The sequence below is a fragment of the Rhodoferax sp. TH121 genome (genome assembly GCF_002251855.1).
In the GTDB taxonomy this organism is placed as follows: domain Bacteria; phylum Pseudomonadota; class Gammaproteobacteria; order Burkholderiales; family Burkholderiaceae_C; genus Allorhodoferax.
In genome coordinates, this window is record NZ_NOXW01000019.1 from 166,898 (window position 1) to 190,649 (window position 23,752).

Here is a 23,752-nt window from a genome sequence, read left to right on the forward strand (position 1 = left end):
TGAATTGTGCCGCGCCGTCAATCGGTTTATTTGCGTTTCCAGTCGTGGAACTTGCGCACCCACTCCAACAGCGTGTGTGGCTGGTGCGCACGCTTCCATTCACCAGCTGCGTATTTGTTGGCCTCGGCCAGTGTGGGGTAGGTGTGGATGGTGCCCAGAATTTTGTTGAGGCCCAGGCCGTGTTTCATGGCCAGCACGTACTCGGCCAGCAGGTCGCCCGCGTGGGTTCCGACGATGGTGACGCCCAGGATGGTGTCTTTGCCCGGCACGGTCAGTACTTTCACAAAACCATGCGCCTCGCTGTCTGCAATCGCACGGTCCAAGTCGTCGATGCCGTACTTGGTGACCTCGTAGGCAATGCCTTGTTCCTTGGCGTCCTGTTCGTTGAGGCCCACGCGCGCCACTTCGGGGTCGATGAAGGTGGCCCAAGGGATGACCGCGTAGTCGGCCTTGAATTTCTTGAAGTCCCCAAACAGCGCATTCACCGCCGCATACCAAGCCTGGTGCGCCGCCGTGTGTGTGAACTGGTAGGGTCCAGCCACATCGCCAGCTGCGTAGATATTGGGGTAGACGGTTTGCAAGTACTCGTTAGTTTGCACCGTCTTGTGGGTGGGGATGCCCAGCTCTTCCAGGCCATAACCTGTGAGGCGCGCCGTGCGGCCCACGGCGCACAGCAGTTGGTCGAACGGGATGTGTTTTTCCACGCCTGCGTGCTCCACCACCAGCACTTTCTCGCCATTCACCAGTTCGCAGCGCAAGGCCTTGTGGCTGGTGAGCAGGTTCACGCCATCGGCGCGCAGGGATGCGGCGGCCAGTTCGGACACTTCCATGTCTTCCCGCGCCATGATGCGCGGCGCCATCTCCACCTGGGTGACGTGTGAGCCCAAGCGCGCAAAACTCTGCGCCAACTCGCAGCCAATCGGTCCGCCACCCAGCACCACCAGGCGCTGGGGCACCTCGTCCAGCTTGGCGAATGCGTCCCACAGCGTATCGCTGGTGACATAGCCCACCTCGTCCAGACCCGGTAGGGGCGGAATGAAGGGCCGTGCGCCTGCGGCGATCACGATGCTGCGCGTGGTCAATGTTTGTTTGCCGCCGTCGTTGAGCGCAACTTCCACCGTCCACGGGTTGATGATTTTGGCGTAGCCCTGCAGCACTTCCACGCCCAGGCCGGTGTAGCGCTCCACGCTGTCGTGCGGCTCGATGGCGGCAATCACGTCATGGATGCGTTGCATCACTTTTTTGAATGAAAATGGCGATTGGCCCCCGTCCTCCCTGCGCAAGCTGCTATGTAAACCATAGCGTTCCGCATGCTGCATCTGGTGCGCCAGCTTGGCGCTTTTGATCAGGGCCTTGCTGGGCACGCAGCCGTAATTGAGGCAATCGCCGCCCATTTTGTGGGCTTCCACCAGCGTGACCTTGGCTTTGACAGCAGCGGCGATATAGGCCGAGACCAGGCCACCTGCGCCACCACCAATGACGATAAGGTTGCGGTCAAATTGCTTGGGACGCACGGCGTTCCAGCGTGCGTAGACCTTGCGTTTCTGGATGAAGTTCATGGAAGCTTTTGCGAGTAAGGGGAACAAGCCCAACAACACCAGTGCACCCAACAGGCCGGGGCTGGCCACATCCTGCAGGCTGCGAATGTCGGCCAGTTGCGTGCCCGCATTCACGTACACCGCAGTACCCGCCAGCATGCCGAGTTGGCTGACCCAATAAAAGGTCCAGGTGCGCAGCGTGGTCAGGCCCATGGCGAGGTTGATCACAAAAAACGGCACCACGGGAATCAGGCGCAGGCTGAATAGGTAGAGCGCACCCTCCCGCTCGACCCCCGCGTTGATGTCGGCCAGGCGCTTGCCAAACCGCGCCTGCACCACATCGCGCAGTACAAAGCGCGCAGCCAGAAACGACAGGGTGGCCCCGATGCTGGACGCAAACGACACCAGCAGCAGCCCCCACGCCAGGCCAAAAATGCCGCCGCCCGCCAGCGTCACAATCGCCGCGCCGGGCAAGGACAGGCCCGCCACGGCCACATAAATGGCGAAGTAGGTGGCCCGCACCGTCCACGGTTGTTCGGCATACAAAGCCGCAAACGCCGCCTGGCTGGACTGCAAATAGTCCAGCCGCAGAAAGCGGCCCAGGTCAAGCCACACAAACGCAGCAATGGCGGCAGCCACCACGGCCAGCAGCACGACTTTGGACAGCTTCATTGGAAGGTTCTCCAGCCCCACCAGATGCGGGTGACGATAGTGACGCCACACAGCGCGGCAAAGGCATAGGCCAGCGTGGCAAAGTGCGCAGGCCACAGGCACATGGCGACAAAAAAGGCCAGCGTTTCGGTAGCCTCAGTCAGCCCGCCCAAAAAATAAAACGACTTGCCCGGTGTGGCCAGGTCTTGCAGGCCACGCTTGGCGGCGAGCACGGCAAAGGCCAGAAAACTGCTACCCGTGCCCATGAAGGCCGCCAGCAGCACCGCCGCAGGCAGCGCATGGTCGGCCGGGTTGGCCACGGCAAAGGCCAGCGGAATGCTGGCGTAAAACAGGAAGTCCAGCGTAATGTCGAGAAAGCCGCCCGCATCGGTGGCCTGCGTCTGGCGCGCCACGGCCCCGTCCAGTCCGTCAAATAGTCTTGAGGCCAAAATGGCCAGAGCGCCCATGGCATATGCGCCGCCAGCTATCAAAATTGCAGCAGTTACACCAATGCCAAAACCCAGCAAGGTAACAGCGTTGGCCCCCAGTCCAGCGCGTACCAACAGGCGGGCGGTGGCGGTGAGGGGCGGGCGGATCAGGGGGATGGCGTAGCGGTCGAGCATGGGGGCGTGCGGGGTTCAGGGCAGGAGTTCGGCCACACCGTCCCATACCTCGGGGGCCAGGCGACCTTCAAAGCGCTGAATGATTGTGCCCCGGGTGTCCACCAACAGGGTCAGTGGCAGGCGCTGGCCTGTGGGTGCTGCACCATCCAGCCGGAGCGACTGCCAGTTTTTGGTCGGCATCAGCGTTTGCCCCACCAGGGTTTCGTAGCGACTCCAATCCTCGGCGCGGGCATCCACATTCACTGCCAGCAAACTGAAGGGCTTGGCTTGCCAGCCCGCTGCATTGGCGCGCAGTTCTGGCAGGCTGTCGCGGCACACGGCGCAGGCGGTGGACCAGACAAACACCACCACCACCTGCTGGCGCAGCTTGGCCACATCGATGCGCTGCCCCTTGGCATCGCTGGCGTTCAGCGACAGTGTGTTGCCTTTACTCCAAGATGGGCCGGTGGCTTGGCTGTGGGCCGGGTTGGCGGCCAGCGCCGCAGCAGTGGCCAGCAGGGCAGCCAGTATCCAGCGCAGAGATGGGAGACAAGGCAGGGCAAAGGAGGTGGGCATGGGGGCAGTCTAGGGGACGCGGAGCAAAACGGTGTCTGTTGGTCGCCCAAAGCCGTGTTTTCTTACAGGGTAGCAGGCGGGCTCAGCTGGGTCAGGCACTGTGCATCTGCCACATCGGCGGCGTCGTGCGTGACCAGCAAGGCCGGAATTTGGCGGCTCTGTACCAGGCCAAATACCAGCGCGCGCATACGGCCGCGCAGCGCGGCGTCGAGCTTGGAAAATGGCTCGTCCAGCAGCAGCGCCTGTGGCTGGGCCAGCAGTGCGCGGGCCAGCGCCACGCGGGCGCGCTGACCCCCAGAGAGCGTGGACGGGTCCGCGTGCAGTGCGGGGGCCATCTCCACATCGGCCAGTGCTTGCAGAACCAGCGCTTCGCGCGCGGGCTGCGGCCCGGCGGGCACGGCAAACAGCAGGTTCTCGCGCACCGTCATGTGGGCAAACAACAGGTCGTCCTGAAACAGGATGCCCACCTTGCGGGCCTGCGTGGGCAGGGTGTCGATGCGCTGACCATTCAGCGTCACCGTGCCGTTGCACTGCAGGGCTTCGTCCAGCGTGCCGCACACGGCTGCCAGCACACTGCTTTTGCCCGAGCCGCTTTCGCCCATCAGCGTGTGCACGGTGCCGGGGGCGATGCGTAGTTCCAGGTTCTGCACCAGTGTGGTGGTGGGCGTGGCCAAGCGGGTGATATGGATGTGCAGGCTCATGGGCTGGGGGCCACACAAATCTGGCCGAGGGCATCCACGATGACCGGAATCGGTAACAGGCCCACGCCCTCGCACTCACCACTGGCACACGCGCCATCACTCCAGTGGTAGCGCGCATAGTGCACATTGCAGGTGAGACTGGTGTGGGGCACAAAGAGCAGCAGGTCTTGCCGCGCGGCCAAGGGCACCCCAAAGTGGGCGCAGCGGTTTACATAGGCGCGCACTGTGGTGCCACTGCGCAGCAGCAGGTAGCGGAAGCCGGGGCCGGATGTTTCGGCGGGCGCTTGCAACTCCTGCATCAGTGCTTGGCCATCTGCCACAGCCGCCAGCATGCTCAGCACCGTGCCAGGGGCTGGTGCGTGGGGCACTTGGTGCCAGTGTTGTGGTTCGGGCGGATGCGTGCTCACAGGGCGGACGGGGTAGAGGCAGGGCTTCGCATGATAGCCCCGGCCTGCGGAGCCATTGAATATGGCTATTGGTAGCCTAAAAATATCAATATATTCAAGCGAATAGTTAATGGCTAATATCCAATCTTTCCCACGTCGCCCACCGGTCACCTTGTCATCGAGATTTGCCCATGCACAGCACTACCACCACCTCTTGGTCCCAGTCATTGGGTGCGCACGCCCGTGCCCATCCATTGGCGCTGGCAGGTTTGGGGGTGGCGGTGCTGGGCCTGTTGGCTCTGTGGGCCCAGGGTGGTGTTCTGCCTGCGGGGCAGAACCACCAATTCGTAGCCTGGGCATTGTTGGGAGGCACAGCAGGTCTGGTGGCTACCACCGTGGGGGCATTGCCCGCAATGTTATTTGGCAGCTTGCAGCAAAAGACTGAGGACGTGATGCTGGGCCTGGCCGCCGGCATGATGCTGGCTGCTGCCGCTTTTTCCTTGCTGTTGCCAGGCATTGCCGCCGGGCGAGAGCTCACTGGCAATGCTGGTTTGGGTGCAGGGCTGGTGGTGCTGGGCATGGCCTTGGGGGTCTTGCTGATGCTGGGGCTGGACGCCTTCACGCCGCATGAACACGACAGCAGCGGTCCTTGTGGTCCCGGCTACGCGCGTTGCAATCGCGTGTGGTTGTTTGTGTTCGCCGTGGCCATCCACAACCTGCCCGAGGGCATGGCCGTCGGTGTGGCATTTGCGCAAGGCGACTTGGGGGTGGGCTTGCCGCTGGCCACCGCCATTGCACTGCAAGATATTCCTGAAGGACTGGCGGTTGCGATGACCTTGCGCTCCATTGGCACGCCAGCCTGTAAGGCGGTGGGCATCGCAGCCTTGGGCGGCCTCTTGGAGCCGCTGGGCGCTTTGGTCGGGATCAGCCTGGTGGGCAGCTCTGCGCTGGCCTACCCGGTAGGCCTGGGCTTGGCTGCAGGCGCCATGCTGTTTGTGGTGTCGCACGAGGTGATTCCCGAAACCCACCGCAACGGACACCAGACCGCTGCCACTTTGGGGCTGATGGCAGGCTTTGCATTGATGATGGTGCTGGACACCACGCTGGGATGAAACGGGCCTCACCCACGCTGCCTAGAAGCGTCGCGCGCGTCCTACGCGCGCTGCCAGTGCAAACACCACCACCGGCAGCAGCCACTGCAGCCAGGCAAACGCTGCAGTGAGCGAGCGCTGGCCACCGGCGGCCAGGTTCACGGCCTCGGTGGTGACCGTGGCAAAGCGTCCCGCGCCGACATACAGCGTGGGCAAGTACTGCGCCACGCTCACGGAAAATCCGATGGCCAAGCTGGCTGCCAGGGCGCTGCGCAAGAGTGGCCATTTCACGCGCAACAGAAACACCGCACGGCCATGCCCCAGGCTGGCGCTCACGTGCCGCAGGCGTGGGTCAAAGCCCTGGTAAGGGCCTTGCAGTGCAATCAGCACGTAGGGCAATGCGGCCAGGGTGTGGGCCAGCCACAGGCCGGTGCCAGTGGTGTCCAAGCCCCACGCCAAGCTAAGCCGGTGCAGGCCCACCACCCACAACACCGCAGGCAGCACCAGCGGCAGCATGAGCACAGGGCGCGCACGTAACTGCCAGTGGGCGGGTGCCCATTCCAGCCAGGCCACGGCCCACAGCAGCGCGGCACCGCTGCTGGCCAGTGCCAGCCACACGGTGGTCCACACGGTGTTACTGCTGCGCGCTACGCCTTGCCAGGCGGCCCAGGTGAAGGCGTCGGGCCATAACTGCGGAAACGGCCAGGGTCCGATCACGCTGCCTAGCAGCAGGGCCAGCATCACGGCGCCGTACGCCGCTACCAGCCAAGCGAACGCCAACCCACTCGCTGTGGGGGCACTGGTTCCATGCGCTGGGGCGCCACGTGTCCAGCGCTTGCGCGTCCACGGGGTACGCAGCAGTCCCCAACCTAGCGCAGTGCACAGGGCCAGCACCACGGCCAATAGCCAGGCCGCAGCGGCGCCTTGCGCATTGACCGCAAGGTCACCGTCTTGCAGCCATTGCCAGGCCAGCACCGCCAAGGTCGGTGGGGTGGTGGGGCCGATCAGCAGCGCTACATCCACGACCGTGAGTCCATAGGCCAGCACGGCCAGCAGAGGCGCAGTCAGGCGCGGCAGCAGCTGTGGCCAACCCACCCGCCACCACGCGGCGCGCGCGCCATAACCCAGGGTGTGGGCCAGCCGCAGCTCCTGCTGCAGGCGGCGTGCCACATCCGGCCGCTGCAAGTGGGCCAGCGCGGCCCACAGCAGAAATGGGATCTCTTTGCACACCAGCACCACGATCAAGCCCAGGCCCCAGGGGTCTTGCGTGGTGGTCCAGGGCGGTGGTGTGGTGAACCCGGTAGCCCAGGGCGAGAGCAGGCGCAGCAGCCAGCCGCTGGGCGCCAAGAGTGCCAGCAGTCCAATCGCGAATGCCGCGTGGGGCACAGCCAACAGGGGCGCCAGCAGGCGCGTGAGCAGGTTGCTTTGCGTGGCACTGTGCAGCCGCCCCACCGTGGCTGCCAAGATGCCCGCTGTCGCCGCGGTTGCCAGCAGGGTGGACGCCACCCCAGTCCACACACTGGTGCCCAGGGCGGTCACGGTCTGCGGTGCCTGTGCCAAGGCGGCCCAAGCCAGGGTGTCTACCCCGGCAGCCATGGCACCCCACAGGCTCCAGCCCAACGGCAGCAGCACCGCCAGCAGTAGCGCCATTGCTGCGGAGGGGCTGTGGGCGGAGTGGGCTAGCTGCATGGAGAAATAGTAGTCTTTTTGCCAATTTGGCTTATGGATACTGCGCAAATAGCTATAAAAAATATAGCGTTGTGGTGTGGCGCCGCAAGCGCATTGTCTGCGCTGTATCAATGTGAGGAAGGCAACAGTTGAACACGATAGCGCTCGGCATTGTCGGACCGATCCTTCACACACATCAGGAGAAAACCATGCGTTTACAAGGCAAGAGCATTCTGGTCACCGGAGGCGCCAGTGGCATTGGGTTGGCCACGGTCGAGCGCTGTTTGCAAGAGGGTGCCAAGGTCGTGATGGCCGATTTGCCCAGCTCTCAAGGGGTGACGCTGGCAGACGCACTGGCTTTGCGATACGGCGGGCGCTGCCGCTTTTTGGCGGCAGACATGGCATCCACTTCGCAAGTAGACGAACTCATCGCTGACACAGTCGCAGCCTGTGGTCGCTTGGACGGCGTGTTCAACAACGCAGGCATTGGCGGCCTGAGCCCGGCAGACGTGTACACCGACGAAGACTTCCTGCGCATCATCGACATCAACCTGATGGGCGTGTTCCGCGTGGCGCGTGCTGCGCTGCGACCGATGTACGCGCAGGGCAGCGGCAGCATTGTCAATTGCGCGTCCATTCTCGGGGTGTTGGGTCAGAGCATGACCGCCGCCTACTCCACGGCCAAGGGTGGCGTGGTGAACATGACCCGCACCTTGGCGCTGGAGGCTGCAGCCAAGGGCGTGCGCGTGAACTCGGTGGGGCCCGGTTACATCGACACACCCCTGCTCGCCGGATTGGACCCAGCCATGAAACAAGGCCTGATTGCTTTGCACCCCATTGGGCGCCTGGGCCGCCCCCAAGAGGTGGCCAACCCCGTGCTGTTTTTGTTGAGTGATGAGGCCAGCTTCATCACCGGCGCCAACCTGCTGGTGGATGGCGGCTTTACCGCAGGCAAGTCCTGAACCTTGCCACCTGCCGGGCGGTTATGCCGCCGCGCCCTGGTAGCTGGCACGAAACGCGCGGGGCGTCATACCCTTGCGCTGCAGAAACTGGCGGTTGAAGTGGGCCAGCGTGCCGTAACCCACATCGCTGGCAATCACGTTGATAGGGCGTTGCGTGGCAATCAGCAACTGGCAGGCCTGGCCGATGCGCAATTGGGCCACGTAGTCCAGCACCGTCATGCCGGTGTGGCGCTTGAAGAAGCGGTGGAAGGCGCCCACCGACATGGCTACCTCTTCGGCCAGGGCGGGGGCCGACACCGTGTCGGCCGCGTGGGCGTGCAGGCGGGCCAGGATTTTGGCGATGCGATGGCCCACCTTGTCGCCCGCAGGTGTGTAGGCATGGGTGGCCAGTGGCCGGGCCGCTGTGTCCTTGGCCAGCAGGGTCAGGATGTGCAGCAGTGTGGGTAGGCGCAGCGCCGGGTCTTGCGCCTGCAGTGCAAGGATCAGCGGCTGAACCTGCGCGCGTGCGGCGTCCGTGAACTTGAGTCCGCGCCCGGCCTGGGCCGATAGGGTGCGCAGCGCCGCCAGCTCGGGCCAGCCGGCAATGGCGCGCTCCAGCCAGTCGCTGCTGAACCACATCACCACGGCCAGCATGGGCTTGCTGGGGTCAGGCCGTTCGGTCGCGGCCCAGGTGTGGGGCTGGTTGGGGCCGGTGAGCACCAGGTCGCCCGAGGCAAAGTCTTCCAGGCTGTCGCCCACGTAGCGCTGGCCCTGCGCGTTGAGCGTGAGTGTCAGCTCGAATTCGGGGTGGTAGTGCCACAGAAAGGGCAGCTCTGGCAGTTCCCGCCAGAGCAGGCTCCAGGACTCGCCCACGGGCACGGTGACCTGTTCAAACTGCGGTTTCATGACATTGAGCGGAGCATGTTGGTCAGAATCGTATCAGTACGCAGCAGTCTGCAGGCACTGCCACTGCGTGTCTGTTTCCACAATGCATTCCATCCATAACACCCACGCAGGAGACCCCATGAACGACCGCTACCGCTACGGCGACCAACGCCCCGGCAACCCCACCCTCTCGTACACCGCCAACGAACAGCTGCGCGACATCCGCAAACAACTGCCGCTGCGCGTGCTGTCTGAGGCCGACTTTGCCCACTGGCAAACCTATGGCTATGTGGTCATCAAGCAGGCCATTCCAGCTGAGCAGGTGAAGGCGACTACCGACTTTCTGTGGGAGTTTCAGGACTGGAATCCGAACGACCCGAGCACCTGGAACCGCGCCGAGCTGAGGGGCCACGAGATGAAGGAACTCAACGGCTCGGGCATGGTGGAGACTTACCAGCACCAGACGCTGTGGAACAACCGCCAGACCCAGCGCGTCTACGACGCGTTTGTAGATATATGGGACCGCGAAGACCTGTGGGTCAGCATCGACCGCGCCAACCTCAACACGCCCAACCGCGGCGCGCGCCAGTTCACCGGCTTCATCCACTGGGACGCCGACACCACACTGGACCCGCTGCCGGTGAACGTGCAGGGCGTGCTGGCCCTGTCGGCCACCAGCCCGCAGAGCGGCGGCTTCCAGTGCATCCCCGAGCTGTTCAAGAACTTCAACGCATGGCGCAAGACCGCACCCGCCGACCGCAACCCCTGGCGCCCCGATGTGGACAGCCTGCCCTGGCCCGTGGAGTTCATCGCCATGCAGCCGGGTGACCTGCTGATCTTCAATAGCCTGCTGGCCCACGGCATCCGCCCCAACACCAGCGAGCACCTGGTGCGCATGGCGCAGTACATCGCCTTCACCCCCGCCAACGAAGGCGACGCCATGCTGCGCGATGCCCGCGTCACGTCCTGGCGCGAACGCGAAGCGCCGCAGGGCTACGCCTTCCCGGGTGATCCGCGCGAATGGGAAAAGAAGAATTACGCCACTGCCACGCTCACGCCGCTGGGCGAGCGCATTCTGGGGCTAGCGGACTGGAGGTAGCCGCTGCGCGCAAACGCTCGGAGAGCCTGGGGGCTGGGCGTTCTGCGCAGGTCAAGGAGGAGCCCGCGCAGCGGGCGGGGGACACGGAGCAGAACGTCCAGCACCCAGGCTCTCTTCACCCCAGAGGCTGACTTGGCCCCTTCAGGTGATCTTAAAAACAGTCAGCACCTTTTTGCCGCCCACCTTTTCCTCAAAGGCCGACCACTGCTTGATGCCTTTGACGAGCACCGTGTTGCTCACGTCTTTGACGGGCTGCTTGGCCTTGAGTTTGGCGGTGACCCAGTCTTGCACATGGGGCAGCAAGGGGCCCTCTTGTCCGGTAGGGATGAGCAGCAGCTTGCCGGCCACAGTGCCGGCGGGGGTGACTTTGAGTTCGGTAGCGGGCATGCGGGTTTATACGCCAAAGACTCAAGCGCTTGCCAGATCCGGCGCCCGGTACACCAGCACCTTGAGTGCGCGTTCGGGCGCGGCGTCGGCAAAGGCGGGCGGGTTGGGCAGGCGCTGTACCAACGCCAGTTCGGGCGCCTGTTCCTGCATATGGGTCTGCAGGAACGCCGTGTCGAGTTCGGGTGCGTTCAGGCACACCAGTGCATGGCCGTCGGGCGCCAGAAGCTCGGGCAGGCGGCGCAGCAGGCGCGCATAGTCCTTGGTGGCCACAAAGCTGCCCTTCTGGTAGCTGGGCGGGTCCAACACAATCAGGTCGTAGGGCCCGCCGCGCGTGATCTTGCCCCAGGTCTTGAAAATATCGTGCGCCAGAAAGCTCGCGCCCGTGTCGAAGCCGTTGAGCCGGTGGTTCTGCTGGCCAATGGCCAGTGCGCCCTGGGCCATGTCTACATTCACCACCTGACGGGCGCCGGCCTGCAGCGCCACCACCGAGAACGCGCAGGTGTAGGCAAACAAGTTGAGCACCTTGAAGGCATAGGTCTTGGGGTGTGCTGCTACATGCTGGCGCACCCAGCGCCTGCCCTCGGCCATGTCGAGAAACAGGCCGTGGTTTTGCCCGCGCAGCACGTGCACCTTGTACTGTGTGCCGTCCTCTGTCACCACATGTGGGTCGGGCACGGCACCGGCCATGAGCCGTGTGTCCGCGTGCCCCTCGGCGCGGCACTGGAACACCCAGTTCAGTGGCTGGTCGGGCGCAATCTGGGCCCAGCGGGCTGCCAGTGCCGCCCCCAGGGTGGCGAGTGTGTCGTCGTCCACTGGCGCAAAGCTGGTGAGCACCCACACGGGCGGATAAAAATCCAGCGCCCACTGTTCGCAGCCAGGGTGCATTCCGCCGCGGCCATGGAATATGCGTTGGGCATCCTGGGGCAGGGGCATCGTGGCGATGGTGTGGAGCAGGGCTTGCACGGTAGGGCGGTGGTTCCAAAAGGTTGCCAAGTGTATGCAAGCCGTGGGCTTGTGCGGGAGGCGTGGGGCGATGTGGCTTCACAAACTTTTACAGCGCCCGCATGCTTGTTTACGCGATTTTGCGCCGCAGCCAACGCAGATTTACACGCAGCCCAGACCATGGAGGTCCCTTAACTCGGACCCTTAACCCGGTTTTCTCCATGAAAAAACTTGTTCTGACGACCATTGCCTTGGGTGCATTTGCAGCTTCTTCCGCCTTCGCGGCGGGCCCTGCGGACAACCTGACGGGTTTCAGCATCGGCGCCAACGCCGAACTGTCCACCGGCTCAACCAGTGCCACCGATGGAACGTCTGACACCGGCAAAACCACTGCGCTGGGCCTGCAAGCCCGCTACGACTGGGCCTTGGCCCCCAACTTTGCTATTGGCCTGGGCGGCAGCTACAGCTCGGGCAACCACCTGGCCGGCACCTATGCCAACGGCACGGGGGCCAGCATCAACAACCGCTACTCGATTGACGTGATTCCCACCTTCGCGCTGGTCAACAACTTCCAGCTCTACGGCAAGCTCTCATCCATCTACGGCTCCGCCGCCGCCAACGACGGCAGCAGCACCAACGATGTGCAAGGCGTGGGCTACGGCATCGGCGTGCGCCAGATGCTGGACAAAAACATGTACTGGCAAGCCGGCTACGACCTCAACCAGTTCCGCGATGTGACCTTTACCACCGGCACCACATCGAGCCTGAAGGAGAACGTGTTCTCGTTCGGCATCGGCTACAAGTTCTGATGTAACGGTCGCGAGATAGGTGCCCCCAACCCCGGCCTGTATTGACGGGTGCTGGGGGCTCTTTATGCATAAAAACGGCCTGTAGGCTCATGGAATATGCGCGAATAGCTCCTGAATTTATAGCAATTTGGGCTGCTTGCTGAATCCAACCATCCAGGCTTCCGCTGAGTGCAGGCCTGCTGTTTTCGGTACGACGTGGAAGAAGCCAAATCCAGCTTCGGGCTTTAGCAGATGTCTGCTTACTTCCTTACGCGAATGCGTTTACAGACTGATTGCCGACTTTCGCCGGTCTCCGAAGCAGTCATTGACGCGGGAGGCAACTGGCAAGTGACATACGTTGCGTAGCGGCAAACAGTTATTGCTGGTCCGCGCGCGCCGACAGGTTGAGCCTCACCATCACTTGCTCTTCCCCATAGCTAAAAGCTTAACAACATCAAGAAATTGGATTGACTCACGCACGGTACGTTCGACTGCGCGCCCCGGCGGAATACTTTGGCGACTCCAACTCATAAATCCACCTTGGAGACTCGGCGGACAACCCTCCACCGTAATCACACCGGAATAGGAAACACCTGCTAAACCTAAGCGGTACTCTGCAGCGAAGTCAGCTTTGAGGCCGCTGTTTTTATGGATTCCGGTGCCCTTGATTTGCTTCATGTCGAATAGTCGTTTCAGTGAGGTTTAACGAGTAATGTATATAAAACTCATCTGAATCCTACAGCCTGGGCCATACACCGCCGGATGACGGCTTCCGCCGCATAACGGCTGTCCGTCTTGCCGGCTTGGCGTGTCAATGCTAGATATTTGCTATCGAGCACGCAGTTTGAAACTACCGAACTTTGCTTTCGGTCACTAGCGTGCCCGACGCCACCAAACCCTCAACTCCGCTTTCGGGCTATCTCCATCCAGCAGACGCTGCAGCGCCAGCGGCCGGGTGCTAGTTCCACGCCGCCCTCCGGGGGGCGTTCGCCCTGGCAGCGGCCGGAGCAGAAGCGAAAGCGGGCGGCTTCCCGGTGGTCCAGACTGCTGTTCTCAGGCGTGGCGTTCACACGGGCGGATGGAGACATGGCTTGCATTAGGGGGAGCCTCTCGGTTTGATTCAAACGTCAATCCCATACTACCAAGGGTGTCTGACAGTTTGGCTTCAGGGGGGGCAAGCAGTATCCGGGCCAGCCAGGACGTAAAATCGGGGTTATGAGTAAGCCAGCAGATAAAACCAAGATCCTGGAAGACGGGTTGCGATACAAGTCCAAGGTCGGGGGATCTCCGTTCCTGACCTCATCCAGCCCGGGCGCCACCACCATGTCCTGTTTCCTGTGCGGCAAGCATCGCCCCCGCAGTGAACTCAAGACGCGCAAGTTCATCGGCAAGTCACAAGCGGTGTGCGACCCCAAGTGCAGCTAAGACCAAACTGACGCACCAACAACAAGGGCCCCATCGTGGGGCCCTTGTTGTTTTTGAAAAATCGCGTGGTGATTATTTCTTGGCGGCTGCCTTGGCTTTTTTGGCGGGCGCTTTCGCAGCTGGTTTGGCCGCAGGCTTTGCTGCAGGTTTGGCAGCGGGCTTGACGGCAGCCTTGGCTTTCGGGGCTGCGGGTGCAGCAGCAGGCGTGGCCTTCAGGGCGGCGCGCTGGTCACGCAGGGCATTGATCTCGGCAGAGATCTTGTTTTTGCGCTCAGTCAGCTTGGCGATGTTCTCGGTCAGCTTGGCGATCGCCTTGGCTTCCTTGGACACGACGGCCTTTTTTGCCTTCACAGGAGAAGCGATTTTCTTGGAGGAGACGGCGGCTTTGGGGGCCGCTTTTTTTGCAGTTGCCATGGGATTGTTTTTCCTTTTGTAATCTGGCCAGTGATCCAGCCAGGCCCGTATTGTCGCCAATCTTGTCGCACAGTCCTCGCGTTCCATTTTTTATCGCACACCATGACCCGTTTGAACACAGAATTTGCGCGCCTCTATGGGGCGCCGGACACACATCTCCCTGCAGACCCTGTGAAGGCGATGGTGCTGGAGTTGGCACGGCCTGGGGACTGGTCGGTCTTGGCCACCGTTTGGCGCGCAGTACAGAGCGAACTGGAGTTGCCTGCGCCGGCCATCGCGATTTCGGGCCGCGATGGTTTGCAGCTGTGGTTTTCGGTGGCGCAGCCGGTACGGTCCAGCGAGGCTGCGGACTTTTTGGCAGCGCTGCGCCAGCAGTACCTCGCGGCCGTCCCCGACAGCCGCGTGGGCCTGTACCCCTCCCACGCAGCGCTGGCGGCAGGCAATGCTGCGCCTGCGCGCACGGTGCCTGCCGTAGATGCCCACACGGGATACTGGTCCGCATTTGTGAGTGCCGATTTGGCCTCGGTGTTTGGTGAAGAGCCTTGGTTGGACATTCCGCCCAACCGAGACCAGCAAGCGGACATTCTGTCGCGGATCTCTCCCATCACACCGCCCCAATGGCAGGAAGCGTTGGTGCGCCTGGATGCGGTGCCCCACAAGGAGGAATCTTCGGCGGCGGCCGTTGCTGTCACTTTGGCTGCCCCGCTTGGCCCGGTTGCCGACATGCAAGCGCAGAGCGCCAAAGCATTCTTGGTGCGGGTGATGAATGACCCGAGCGTTGCGATGCGCGACCGCATCGAGGCCGCCAAGGCGTTGTTGCCCTACGAGCGTTAGGCCTCTGCGTCAAATGGGCGCGTAGGCTCCAGTGCCGCCTGGCCAGGCCGTGAGCACCTCATAACCTTCTGCCGTGACTGCCACCATGTGCTCCCACTGAGCAGACAGTGACCGGTCTTTGGTCACCACGGTCCAGCCGTCGGCGAGTTCTTGGGTGTTGCGGCCGCCAGCGTTGAGCATGGGCTCGATGGTGAAGACCATGCCAGGCTCCAGCGCCAGGCCGTGGCCGCGCTGGCCATAGTGCAACACCTGCGGTTCGTCGTGGTAAATCGTGCCAATGCCGTGGCCGCAGTATTCGCGCACCACGCTGAAGCGCTCGCGGTGGGCCACCGACTGGATGGCGTGGCCCACATCGCCCAGCGTGGCACCGGGGCGCACCTGCTGGACGGCGGCACGCAGGGCCTCGTACGTGGTTTCCACCAGGCGGCGCGCCAGGGCGCTGGGCTCGCCGACAAAAAACATGCGGCTGGTGTCGCCAAACCAGCCGTCCTTGTTGACCGCCACATCGATATTGACGATGTCGCCCTTTTTCAAAATCTGCTTGGCCGACGGTATGCCGTGGCACACCACGTGGTTGACGGAGGTGAGGATGGTCTTGGGGTAATCCATGTACCCGAGGTTGGCGGGAATGGCGCCCTGCACGTTGACGATGTAGTCGTGGCAGAGGCGGTCCAGCGCCTCGGTGCTGACGCCGGGCACCACATGGGGTTCGATCATCGCCAGCACCTCGGCGGCCAGCTGTGCGGCCCGGCGGCACGGGACCATGTCGGCAGCGGATTTGAGGGGGACGTCGTGCACCATCAATGTTTGCCCGCCACCGCAGGTGTTGTAGTGGGGGGCTTGCCCGCCAAGCCATCGACCGCCCCGGCAATGTCCAGACCTCCAGCCAGTTCGGCACGAATCAGCAACTGGCTGATCTCCCGATGGTTGAGCTCGGGGTACATCTCGGTCAGCATGCCCACGCGCATCCAGTGCTCGGCTTGTGCGTTGATGGAGCGAGAGAGCGCGCTGCCCGCCACGCGCAAGTTCTCGTGCATCTGGTCAGAAATTTTGACAATACCCATGAGAAGTCTTTATATGAAACATATGCGTATTGTATATATTTCGTATTCTCTTCAGCGGTGATCAATCGGCGCTAGCATCTGCTCATGCCTCGTTTCGAATTCGGTCTGCACATCTCGGCCCAGGACTACCTGCCGTACTACCGCGGCGACGTTCGCCATGTCGTAGCCCGTTGCGCTGATGGACGCACGGTCCAGTTTCCTGCTACGTTGCTCGTACCCTTTGTCAGCAGTGGTGGCATCCGCGGCAGCTTTGTCTTGACGTGCGACGATAGTGGCAAGGGCGCACAGCTGCAGCGGAATTCATCGACGCATGCCTCCTGAAACTCTGGCCAACCCGGCCGAACTCCGGGCCCACGCGCGCGCTGAATTGCAAAAGTACGCGGATCGCTTTGTGGTGGAGGCCTCTGGTTTGCAGGCCATTGCAGACCTGTTGGCCGATACGTCCGCAGACCCGTTCTCCAGGGGGCATATGCAAGGCCATATCACCACCAGTGGCTTGGTCTACGACGCGGCCGCTGACAAGGTGCTGCTCATCCACCACCGCACCCTGCGCCGCTGGTTGCAGCCCGGTGGCCACCACGAGGGTTTGGACCGCTTGGATGTGTCTGCCGCCCGCGAGGTGGCGGAAGAGACGGGTGTTCATGTACGCGGGCCCCATGCCCCAGGGCGCGATGCGTTGCTGATCGACATCGACAGCCACGCAATCCCGGCCAACCTGGCCAAAGGCGAGGACGCGCATGTGCACCATGATTTTTTGTACCTGTTCACGGGCGATGCCACAGCGCCCCTGAGCCCGCAGTGGGAAGAAGTGCGCGGAGTGCGATGGGTTGCGCGTGCGTCTTTGTTGTCGCTACCCAGTGCGCGTTTTGAAAGGCTGGTGAGCAAGCTGCAGCTTGCGCTCTAATAGATTGATTTATGCACAAAAACAGCTTCTGGGCGGCATGAAATGTGCGCCAGAAGCTCCTGAATTCATAGCAAATCAATACGCGTGTACCGCACCTGCCCACGCCAGGCCCGCAGCCACCCCACCGAAGCGGTTGCCTTCCACCAGCGTGGCATTTGGCATGGCTTGGCGCAGCGCCTCGATCAGGGTGCGCAGTGCGGATGAGCCACCGGTCAGGTACACCGCGTCCACCGCGCTCAGGCCTGCAGCCGCCACGCAGTCTTGGGCGCACTGCACTACTTGTGCGATCGAGGTGTGCAGGGCTGCTTCCATGCCGGCCGCATCCACGGCCGGGCTGAGGCTGCGGTCCAGAAAATCCAGCTGCACTGGTGCGCTCTGGCCGCTGATGGAGCAGGCAATCTTGGCGGCTTCCACACTGGCCAGCATGCGGTGTCCGTGCTGCTCTTCCAGCGCGTCCATCAGGCGACGGTGCAGGGACTGGTCGGTGTAGTCCGTCCACAGCTCCTTGGCAAAGTGCATGGCTTTGCGCGTGTAGGCCTGGTGGATCAGGTGCCAGGTGCTGAGGTCAAAAAACACGCTGCTGGGCACAATGCGCCCACCGGTGCCCACGTGCTTGTAGCCGAGAAACGGCATCACGGTGGCCAGGTCCAGCAGGCGGTCAAAGTCGGTGCCGCCGATGTGTACGCCGGTGGTGGCCAGAATGTCGGCGCTGCGGTCGGCCTGCGTGCCGCGCGCGGGGTTGAGGCGGATGACAGTGAAGTCGGACGTGCCGCCGCCAATGTCCACCACCAGCGCTGTGGTCTCCTGCGCTACGCGCTGCTCGTAGTCCAGCGCGGCGGCAATGGGTTCGAGCTGGTAGGCGATATGGGTGAAGCCAGCCTCTGTGGCCGCGCGACCCAGGGTTTCTTGGGCCAACTGGTCGCGCTCGGCATTGTCATCCACAAAGTGCACAGGGCGGCCCAGCATGGCATGCGTCAGCGGCTGGCCTACATGCGCTTCGCAGCGGCGCTTGAGCTCTTTGAAGAACAGCACCACGATGTCAAAGAAGCGAATGCTCTTGTCGCCCACGGCGGTGTACTCGTCCATCAGCCCGCTGCCCAGCAGGCTTTTGAGCGAGCGCAGCAAGCGCCCTTCGGTGCCATTCAAATAGGCTTGCATGGCCTCGGCGCCGTACAGCACGGTGTGCGTTTCGCTGGCAAAAAACAGGGCGGTTGGCATCTCGGCCTTGGCACCGTTGAGCGGTATGACCTGCAGGGCGCCGTGCGCATCAATCAGGGCACAAGCAGAGTTGGAGGTGCCAAAGTCAATGCCCAGCACAAGGGGGCGCGCAGTACCCATTACGCGGGCAACACTTGCTTGAGGAAGGCGGCAATATCTGCCACTTCACGCGGGTGCACGCTGTGGGGCATGGGGTAGGTGTGCCATTGGACCTTGTGGCCCATGGCGGCCAAGGCGTCGCGCGAGTCTTCACCGCGCTTCAGGATGACCACCGGGTCCTGGGTGCCGTGGGCCATGAAAATGGGGGTGCTCGCATTAGCGACGTTGCGCTCGGTGGCAAAGCGGTCTGCCAGCGGCAGGTAGCCGGACAGGGCCATCACGCCGGCAATTGTGTGGGGCAGGCGCAGTGCGGTGTGCAGTGCCATGGCGCAGCCTTGGCTGAAGCCCGCCAGTACGATGCGCTCCGTCGGAATACCGCGTGCCACTTCGCGGTCTACCAGTGCGCGAATTTGCGCCTCAGACCGCTGGATGCCGGCCGCATCCTGCTTACTCACCAGGTCCATGCCATACAGGTCGTACCAGCCGGGCATCACGTAGCCGCCATTGATAGTGATGGGGATGCTGGGCGCCTGGGGAAACACAAAGCGGATGGGCTGGCAGCCCTCCAGGTCCAGCTCGGGCACCAGGCCTGCAAAGTCATCGCTGGTGGCGCCCAGCCCGTGCATCCAGATGACAGCTGCCGTGGGGTTGGGGGCGGATTCGAGTTCGATGCAAGAGAGCAGGGCAGTCATGGCGCGGGATTGGGTAGTCGATTGGGGGAGACGGGTTTATACCTGAGTTGCAGCGGTTATCGTCGGGGCATGTCTTCACACCGTTTGCATCATGTGCTGCCTTTGCTGGCGGTTTTGGGTTCTGTCACCGCCTTGGGGCTGGGCACGTCGATTGCCAAGCAGCTGTTTCCTGTCGTCGGGTCTTTGGGGACCACGGCCTTGCGCGTGGGTTTTTCGGCCCTGTTGCTTTTGCTAATCTGGCGGCCCTGGCGCTGGGCCCTTGCGCCAGCGGATCGCATGTCTTTGCTGCGCTATGGCGTGGCGCTGGGTCTGATGAACCTGTTGTTCTATATGTCCTTGCGCACCATCCCGTTTGGTATTGCAGTGGCCATAGAGTTTTCCGGGCCTTTGGCGGTGGCGTTGTATGCGTCGCGCAAACCGGTGGACTTTGTGTGGCTGGCTCTGGCTATCGTAGGGCTGGGTTTGCTGCTCCCATTGGTCGGCCCTGTACAGGCGCTGGACGTGACCGGTGTGCTGTATGCATTGGCCGCGGCTGCGTTCTGGGGTGCCTACATCGTGTTCGGCAAGCGCCTGGGCCACTTGCATGCCGGGCATTCGGTGGCGCTGGGCCTCACGGTCGCTGCCATCACCGTGGTGCCCTTCGGCATCTGGCACGCGGGCGCTGCCTTGTTGGAGCCTCAGGTTTTGCTGATCGGGCTGGTGGTGGCCGCCATTTCCAGCGCCATCCCCATTTCCCTCGAAATGGTCGCCCTCAAACGATTGCCTCAGGAGGCCTTCGGCATCATGACCAGCATGGAGCCTGCGGTGGCGGCCTTGCTGGGGCTCGTGATGTTGAATGAACAACTCAGCGCGCCGCAGTGGTGGGCGATTGTGTGCATCATAGGCGCCGCGGCCGGCAGCGCGGTGACTGCCAAGCGCGAACCGCAGCCCGCCGTTGCCGGGCTGGTGCAGTAATTCGATTTACTTGGGCAACCAGCCCAGCCCGTGGGCGTGCAGGCTCTGCACATAGAGGCGGTCTTGGGTCTCGGTGATGGCCGTGGTTTCGGGGTAGCTGCCGCTGGGGTCCTGCAGGTCTGCCACTACTTTGCCATCTTCAGTGAAGGCGATCACATGGCCGTAGGCCTTGGGGATGGGCCAGAGCGCGCGTGGCAGGCGCAGCGTCAGGCTGCGCAACCAGGGCTTTTGTGCCAGCTTGTCGATGGTGGGGTTGCGGGGCTTGGCCAGGCCCAGCCAGATCTTGCCGTCCAGGCCGCGCATCAGGTTGTCGGGGTAGCCAGGCAGGTTATCCAGCAACACGCGGGCCTGGGCACTGGGTTGTGCGGCCAAGGTGCTAAGGTCCAGGTGGTTGGAGGTCACCGCAATCTTCCACACGCGGTACTTGCCGGTTTCGTTGACAAACAGGGTCTGTTCGTCTTGGCTGAGCGCCACGCCATTGGCAAAGCTGATGCCACTGGCCACCACACGCGTGGCCTTGGTCGCAGGGTCGTATTCGAGGATACGGCCCGTGCTGGCTTGTTCCAGGATGTCCAGTACGCTGGCCTCAAAAGTGCCGCCCCAGTCTTTGGGGGCAAACCGGGTGGAGGCATCGCTGAAATACATCTTGCCATTCTTGGCAACCACCACGGCATCGGCATAGCGGATGGGGTCTGCATTCACCCAGTCGGTGAGTACGGTGACCTTGGCATCGGGCGCAATCGACAGCAGGCCCTTCATCGCATCAGCCGCAATCAGATTGCCCCGTGCGTCAAAGTCAAAGCCCAGCACGCGCCCTCCGGTATTGGCAAACACTTCCTGGCCCGAGCCGTCGGCGTTCATGCGCAAGATGTTGCCGCTGAGCACGGTGGTGTAGAGCTTGCCATCTGGTCCGAACTGGATGTGTTCGGGCCCCACTTCACCGTTCAGGTCGATGATTTGAAGATTCGCCAACTTGCTGTTGACCGCATGGGCGCCGGTGTAGCCCGGTGCAGCAGGCGCCTCCCACACCACTGGGTTAATGGGCACGGGCCAGGCCAGCAGGTACGAGGTGGCCAAGGCCACCAGCGTGATTACACACAGTGCTATTTTTTTCATGGCGTGTCTCTCCCCTCAAAGAGCGCTTATTGTGCGCGCACCAAGCCCGGCGGTCTGCCGCCTGGGCGACGCATTATTCAGGCAAGGGGTTGGGGCGGGCTGATTTTTTGGCTGCGCCTTGTGCAGCCTGCGCGTCGGCCAGCGCGGCGCTCAGTTGGGCGTAGGCGCTACGTAGCTCGCCGGCGCGGGTGGCCATCTGGGCTTCGTGTTCGGCGGCGGCATTGCGCATGTCCACCATGTGCTGGGCGGCCTGGTTTTCCAGTTGTGTGGTGCGCTGGTGGGCTCCCATAACCTGGTCACGACGTTGCAGGGCCAGGCGGGCGACGCGGTCAAACCAAGGCTTCCAGAGTGGCGGCACGGGCGGTGGCCGTTTGATGGTGGGGCCTTCGGTTTGCTGCACGTAGTCGGCCAGTTGCAGGGCGGGTTGGGTGAAGCGCCGGTTCAGCCACAGGCAGGCCCCCAGCAGCGCCAGCAGGCCCGTTACACCCGTGGCCAACATGGGCACCATTTGTATCAGCGTTTTGCGTGCCACCACGCTGCCAGGCGCATGCACCAGCAGGCTCCAGTCAGTACCGCGCAGGGCAAAGCGCAACCAGCCCGCTTCCGGCGTATAGGGGCCTGCAGGCAAGGGTAGCGCTTTGGTGTCACTCGTGGCCAGCACCTGTCCTTGGCCATTAACGACCCACGCCTGGCCCATGGGCAGGGCGCGTTGCAGCAGTACGGCGTTCAGGGCGTCCAGCGTCAGGTCCGCACCTACCAGGCCCACATACCGCTCAGCGTTGTAGATCGGTGCCAACACCGACACCACAGCGGTTTTCTTGATCGGGTCGGTGTGGGCGCCAGTCCACACCAGTTCTTTTTGCGGGTTGCGCGTGGGACCCGCGGCGTCCAGAGGATGGGTGCCCCCCGCATCCCACAACGTGGCCAGGGCAGCAGCCATCTCGGTCTGGCCGGTGGCGGTAATCAATTCCTCGCGCGATTGGGCCGGATACACCCAGCGCCATTGCTTTTGTGCGTCGTAGAAGTAGCTCCATTGCAGCCGCTGGTGCTGGCTGTGCGACGCGGCCACCTGGGCCAGTGCGCCCAGTGGGGCTTCTACGCCACGGCGGTAAGCCGTGGCATCAGCGCCGGGGTCCACGTGCACCGCGCCCACGTCTTTCACCAGGTCTTGTGGCAGTCGGTCCCAAGGCGCGTCACGCAGCGGCGCCAGGTTGCGCCGCTCCAGGCGGTCGACCAAGCTGTTGTCGCTGAGCAGGGGCTGGCGCAGGTTGCGCTCGGTGGACAGGCGCATACCGCCCACATGGCTGCGCGCCACATCCAGGGTATCGTTCAGAGCCAGCTGCATTTGCTCACCCTGGCTGCTCAGGCTCCACCACAGGGCGGCACGCTGGCGCGCGTACACGCTCCAGCCGTAGGCCAGCAGGGCAATGGTGAAAACCGCCATCACGGTCGCCAAGGCGGCGGTGTGTTGGCGCTGGATATGTCGTGCCGACGGGGCCGGCGCTTCGGTGTGCGGGACAGTGTCAGACATGCCCGCCATTGTGGACTAAGCGCCGTAGCGCCGGGTCCATTCCTTCTCCAACGGATCCACCCAGCTGCCGTGCGGTTCGGGAATAGCCGGTGCACTCTTCTCTACCTGGCCTGGCAAGGGCTTGGCGGCAAATCGCGCGCGTTCCGGGGGGCTCAGTTTGTCCAATGCCAGCACGGTAGGGTCACCCCAGATGGCAATGTCTGCCTTGCGGGCCTGGGCTTCGGCGCTGAGCAAGAAATTGGCAAACACCTGCGCACCCTCGGGCGCCGAGGCGTTGACCGGAATCGCCACAAAGTGGGTGTTGCCAATTGTTCCGCTATCAAATTGGTAGCTAATCACGCTATCGGCAAGGCGATTCGCAGCAATTTCGTTGGCCGCATCGTTGGGGTTGAAGGTCAATGCCAGGTGCAGCTCGCCATCGGCCAGCATTTGGCGCATGGCTTCGGCGTTTTGTGGAAACTGCTTGCCTGCCCGCCACAGGTGGGGGTGCAGCTGGTCCAGTGTGGCCCACAGGGGGGCCGTCGCTTTGGCAAACGACTCCATGACCACGGGTTTGTAAAAGGCGCTGCGGTACTCGCTGCTGTCCAGCAGCAGCTGTTTCAGGAAGGTAGTGCCATGAAAGTTGGGGGGGCGTGGGTAGGTCACGCGGCCCGGGTTGGCTTTGGCGAAGGCTTGCAGCTCGGCCAGGCTTCTGGGGGGCTTAGGGGTGCGCTTGCGGTCCGCCATGAAGGTGAGTTGGGCCATGCCCCAAGGGGCTTCCATGCCGTCCACAGGCTCCGAGAAGTCCATGCGTGTCGTGGGCTTACCTTGCACGTCCACCTTGGCATAGGCGGGCAGGCGCTCAGCAAAGGGGCCAAACAAAAGGCCTTCGCGCTTCATGCTCAAGAAGTTCTCGCCATTGATCCACACCAGGTCCACCGTACCGGCCATCTTGCCCGCTGCCTTTTCGCTGCGCACCCGTTTCACCACATCGGCGGTGTCGGTCACCTTGACATGTTCCACCTTCACGCCAAAGCGCTTTTCCACTTCGGTCGCGGCCCACCGGATGTAAGCGTTGATGTTCTCTGCACCACCCCAGGCGTTGAAATACACCGTCTGGCCTTTGGCCTTGGTCTCGATGGCGCTCCAAGCCGGTGTGTTTTGGGCAAAGGCAGGCGTGGCAAATGCGGCACCCGATAGGGCGAGAACTTGGCGGCGAGAAAGAGCTGGTGTCATGGTGCGGGCAGAGTAGTGAATGGGGTTGGTC

The 23,752-nt window shown here is 63.0% G+C and carries 28 protein-coding genes; 9 read left to right on the forward strand and 19 right to left on the reverse strand.

Features of this window, described 5'->3' with window-relative positions:
* Positions 1 to 26 precede the first annotated feature (26 nt).
* From CHU94_RS04980 to CHU94_RS05000, 5 genes are all read right to left on the reverse strand, one after another.
* Positions 27 to 2,210 (reverse strand): FAD-dependent oxidoreductase, encoded by a 2,184-nt coding sequence (locus tag CHU94_RS04980; protein ID WP_094477390.1) that lies wholly within the window; start codon positions 2,208 to 2,210, stop codon positions 27 to 29.
* Positions 2,207 to 2,812 (reverse strand): CDP-alcohol phosphatidyltransferase family protein, encoded by a 606-nt coding sequence (locus CHU94_RS04985; protein WP_094477392.1) that lies wholly within the window; start codon positions 2,810 to 2,812, stop codon positions 2,207 to 2,209. Before CHU94_RS04985 ends, CHU94_RS04980 begins: the two co-directional genes overlap by 4 nt.
* A 15-nt stretch (positions 2,813 to 2,827) precedes the next feature.
* A complete protein-coding gene (locus CHU94_RS04990) occupies positions 2,828 to 3,367 on the reverse strand; it encodes a TlpA disulfide reductase family protein (protein WP_094477393.1) in 540 nt (179 codons plus the stop codon).
* Between the two features lie 62 nt (positions 3,368 to 3,429).
* The gene (locus tag CHU94_RS04995; protein WP_094477395.1) at positions 3,430 to 4,068 is read right to left on the reverse strand and encodes an ATP-binding cassette domain-containing protein; all 639 of its coding nucleotides are present in this window, start codon (positions 4,066 to 4,068) and stop codon (positions 3,430 to 3,432) included.
* Complete coding sequence (locus tag CHU94_RS05000) at positions 4,065 to 4,475, reverse strand: Rieske 2Fe-2S domain-containing protein (RefSeq protein ID WP_141211384.1); 411 nt, start codon at positions 4,473 to 4,475, stop codon at positions 4,065 to 4,067. Before CHU94_RS05000 ends, CHU94_RS04995 begins: the two co-directional genes overlap by 4 nt.
* 170 nt (positions 4,476 to 4,645) lie before the next feature.
* Between CHU94_RS05000 and CHU94_RS05005 the strand changes: the two genes are divergently transcribed.
* Positions 4,646 to 5,566: a ZIP family metal transporter gene (locus CHU94_RS05005; RefSeq protein WP_094477397.1), complete on the forward strand. Its 921-nt coding sequence runs from the start codon at positions 4,646 to 4,648 to the stop codon at positions 5,564 to 5,566.
* 21 nt (positions 5,567 to 5,587) lie between these two features.
* Here the strand turns inward: CHU94_RS05005 and CHU94_RS05010 are convergent, their stop codons facing one another.
* Positions 5,588 to 7,234: an ABC transporter permease gene (locus CHU94_RS05010; RefSeq protein ID WP_094477399.1), complete on the reverse strand. Its 1,647-nt coding sequence runs from the start codon at positions 7,232 to 7,234 to the stop codon at positions 5,588 to 5,590.
* Between the two features lie 188 nt (positions 7,235 to 7,422).
* Between CHU94_RS05010 and CHU94_RS05015 the strand changes: the two genes are divergently transcribed.
* Positions 7,423 to 8,175 carry an SDR family NAD(P)-dependent oxidoreductase gene (locus CHU94_RS05015; RefSeq protein WP_094477401.1) on the forward strand — a complete coding sequence of 251 codons (753 nt, stop codon included), beginning with the start codon at positions 7,423 to 7,425 and terminating at the stop codon, positions 8,173 to 8,175.
* Between the two features lie 21 nt (positions 8,176 to 8,196).
* On the opposite strand, the gene CHU94_RS05020 is transcribed toward CHU94_RS05015, so the two are convergent.
* Positions 8,197 to 9,060: an AraC family transcriptional regulator gene (locus CHU94_RS05020; protein ID WP_094477403.1), complete on the reverse strand. Its 864-nt coding sequence runs from the start codon at positions 9,058 to 9,060 to the stop codon at positions 8,197 to 8,199.
* A gap of 118 nt (positions 9,061 to 9,178) precedes the next feature.
* Between CHU94_RS05020 and CHU94_RS05025 the strand changes: the two genes are divergently transcribed.
* Positions 9,179 to 10,138, forward strand: a complete 960-nt coding sequence (locus CHU94_RS05025) for a phytanoyl-CoA dioxygenase family protein (RefSeq protein ID WP_094477405.1) — start codon at positions 9,179 to 9,181, stop codon at positions 10,136 to 10,138.
* Positions 10,139 to 10,279: 141 nt separating this feature from the next.
* Here the strand turns inward: CHU94_RS05025 and CHU94_RS05030 are convergent, their stop codons facing one another.
* The gene (locus tag CHU94_RS05030; RefSeq protein WP_094477407.1) at positions 10,280 to 10,525 is read right to left on the reverse strand and encodes a hypothetical protein; all 246 of its coding nucleotides are present in this window, start codon (positions 10,523 to 10,525) and stop codon (positions 10,280 to 10,282) included.
* Positions 10,526 to 10,546: 21 nt separating this feature from the next.
* On the reverse strand, positions 10,547 to 11,488 hold the full coding sequence (locus CHU94_RS05035) for a class I SAM-dependent methyltransferase (RefSeq protein ID WP_094477805.1): 942 nt from the start codon (positions 11,486 to 11,488) through the stop codon (positions 10,547 to 10,549).
* Between the two features lie 200 nt (positions 11,489 to 11,688).
* On the opposite strand from CHU94_RS05035, the gene CHU94_RS05040 reads away from it, so the two are divergent.
* Positions 11,689 to 12,276 carry an outer membrane protein gene (locus tag CHU94_RS05040; RefSeq protein WP_176451929.1) on the forward strand — a complete coding sequence of 196 codons (588 nt, stop codon included), beginning with the start codon at positions 11,689 to 11,691 and terminating at the stop codon, positions 12,274 to 12,276.
* Positions 12,277 to 12,672: 396 nt separating this feature from the next.
* Here CHU94_RS05040 and CHU94_RS18990 read toward each other — a convergent pair whose 3' ends face one another.
* Positions 12,673 to 12,933, reverse strand: coding sequence for a hypothetical protein (locus CHU94_RS18990; RefSeq protein WP_141211385.1), 261 nt, complete (start codon positions 12,931 to 12,933; stop codon positions 12,673 to 12,675).
* A gap of 221 nt (positions 12,934 to 13,154) precedes the next feature.
* Positions 13,155 to 13,343 (reverse strand): hypothetical protein, encoded by a 189-nt coding sequence (locus CHU94_RS18995; RefSeq protein WP_141211386.1) that lies wholly within the window; start codon positions 13,341 to 13,343, stop codon positions 13,155 to 13,157.
* Between the two features lie 127 nt (positions 13,344 to 13,470).
* Here CHU94_RS18995 and CHU94_RS05045 point away from each other — a divergent pair, with 127 nt between their 5' ends.
* The gene (locus tag CHU94_RS05045; RefSeq protein WP_094477411.1) at positions 13,471 to 13,680 is read left to right on the forward strand and encodes a hypothetical protein; all 210 of its coding nucleotides are present in this window, start codon (positions 13,471 to 13,473) and stop codon (positions 13,678 to 13,680) included.
* Between the two features lie 72 nt (positions 13,681 to 13,752).
* On the opposite strand, the gene CHU94_RS05050 is transcribed toward CHU94_RS05045, so the two are convergent.
* A complete protein-coding gene (locus CHU94_RS05050; protein WP_094477413.1) occupies positions 13,753 to 14,094 on the reverse strand; it encodes a hypothetical protein in 342 nt (113 codons plus the stop codon).
* 102 nt (positions 14,095 to 14,196) lie between these two features.
* Here CHU94_RS05050 and CHU94_RS05055 point away from each other — a divergent pair, with 102 nt between their 5' ends.
* The gene (locus CHU94_RS05055; RefSeq protein ID WP_094477415.1) at positions 14,197 to 14,928 is read left to right on the forward strand and encodes a hypothetical protein; all 732 of its coding nucleotides are present in this window, start codon (positions 14,197 to 14,199) and stop codon (positions 14,926 to 14,928) included.
* 9 nt (positions 14,929 to 14,937) lie between these two features.
* Here the strand turns inward: CHU94_RS05055 and map are convergent, their stop codons facing one another.
* A complete protein-coding gene (map, locus tag CHU94_RS05060) occupies positions 14,938 to 15,729 on the reverse strand; it encodes a type I methionyl aminopeptidase (protein WP_094477417.1) in 792 nt (263 codons plus the stop codon).
* Positions 15,729 to 15,992: a ParD-like family protein gene (locus CHU94_RS05065; protein ID WP_094477419.1), complete on the reverse strand. Its 264-nt coding sequence runs from the start codon at positions 15,990 to 15,992 to the stop codon at positions 15,729 to 15,731. The genes map and CHU94_RS05065 overlap by 1 nt, the downstream gene beginning before the upstream one ends.
* An 84-nt stretch (positions 15,993 to 16,076) precedes the next feature.
* Here CHU94_RS05065 and CHU94_RS05070 point away from each other — a divergent pair, with 84 nt between their 5' ends.
* Positions 16,077 to 16,313: a DUF2835 domain-containing protein gene (locus CHU94_RS05070; RefSeq protein ID WP_094477421.1), complete on the forward strand. Its 237-nt coding sequence runs from the start codon at positions 16,077 to 16,079 to the stop codon at positions 16,311 to 16,313.
* On the forward strand, positions 16,303 to 16,896 hold the full coding sequence (locus CHU94_RS05075; RefSeq protein ID WP_094477423.1) for an NUDIX hydrolase: 594 nt from the start codon (positions 16,303 to 16,305) through the stop codon (positions 16,894 to 16,896). Before CHU94_RS05070 ends, CHU94_RS05075 begins: the two co-directional genes overlap by 11 nt.
* 75 nt (positions 16,897 to 16,971) lie before the next feature.
* On the opposite strand, the gene CHU94_RS05080 is transcribed toward CHU94_RS05075, so the two are convergent.
* Positions 16,972 to 18,234, reverse strand: coding sequence for an Hsp70 family protein (locus CHU94_RS05080; protein ID WP_094477425.1), 1,263 nt, complete (start codon positions 18,232 to 18,234; stop codon positions 16,972 to 16,974).
* Positions 18,234 to 18,905 (reverse strand): alpha/beta hydrolase, encoded by a 672-nt coding sequence (locus tag CHU94_RS05085; RefSeq protein ID WP_094477427.1) that lies wholly within the window; start codon positions 18,903 to 18,905, stop codon positions 18,234 to 18,236. Before CHU94_RS05085 ends, CHU94_RS05080 begins: the two co-directional genes overlap by 1 nt.
* A gap of 69 nt (positions 18,906 to 18,974) precedes the next feature.
* Here CHU94_RS05085 and CHU94_RS05090 point away from each other — a divergent pair, with 69 nt between their 5' ends.
* Complete coding sequence (locus CHU94_RS05090) at positions 18,975 to 19,859, forward strand: EamA family transporter (RefSeq protein ID WP_094477429.1); 885 nt, start codon at positions 18,975 to 18,977, stop codon at positions 19,857 to 19,859.
* Between the two features lie 6 nt (positions 19,860 to 19,865).
* Here CHU94_RS05090 and CHU94_RS05095 read toward each other — a convergent pair whose 3' ends face one another.
* The 3 genes from CHU94_RS05095 to CHU94_RS05105 form a co-directional block, all read right to left on the reverse strand.
* On the reverse strand, positions 19,866 to 20,975 hold the full coding sequence (locus CHU94_RS05095; protein WP_094477431.1) for an SMP-30/gluconolactonase/LRE family protein: 1,110 nt from the start codon (positions 20,973 to 20,975) through the stop codon (positions 19,866 to 19,868).
* Between the two features lie 73 nt (positions 20,976 to 21,048).
* Positions 21,049 to 22,506, reverse strand: a complete 1,458-nt coding sequence (locus CHU94_RS05100) for a cache domain-containing protein (RefSeq protein WP_141211387.1) — start codon at positions 22,504 to 22,506, stop codon at positions 21,049 to 21,051.
* A gap of 15 nt (positions 22,507 to 22,521) precedes the next feature.
* A complete protein-coding gene (locus tag CHU94_RS05105; protein WP_094477435.1) occupies positions 22,522 to 23,721 on the reverse strand; it encodes an ABC transporter substrate-binding protein in 1,200 nt (399 codons plus the stop codon).
* Positions 23,722 to 23,752 lie beyond the last annotated feature (31 nt).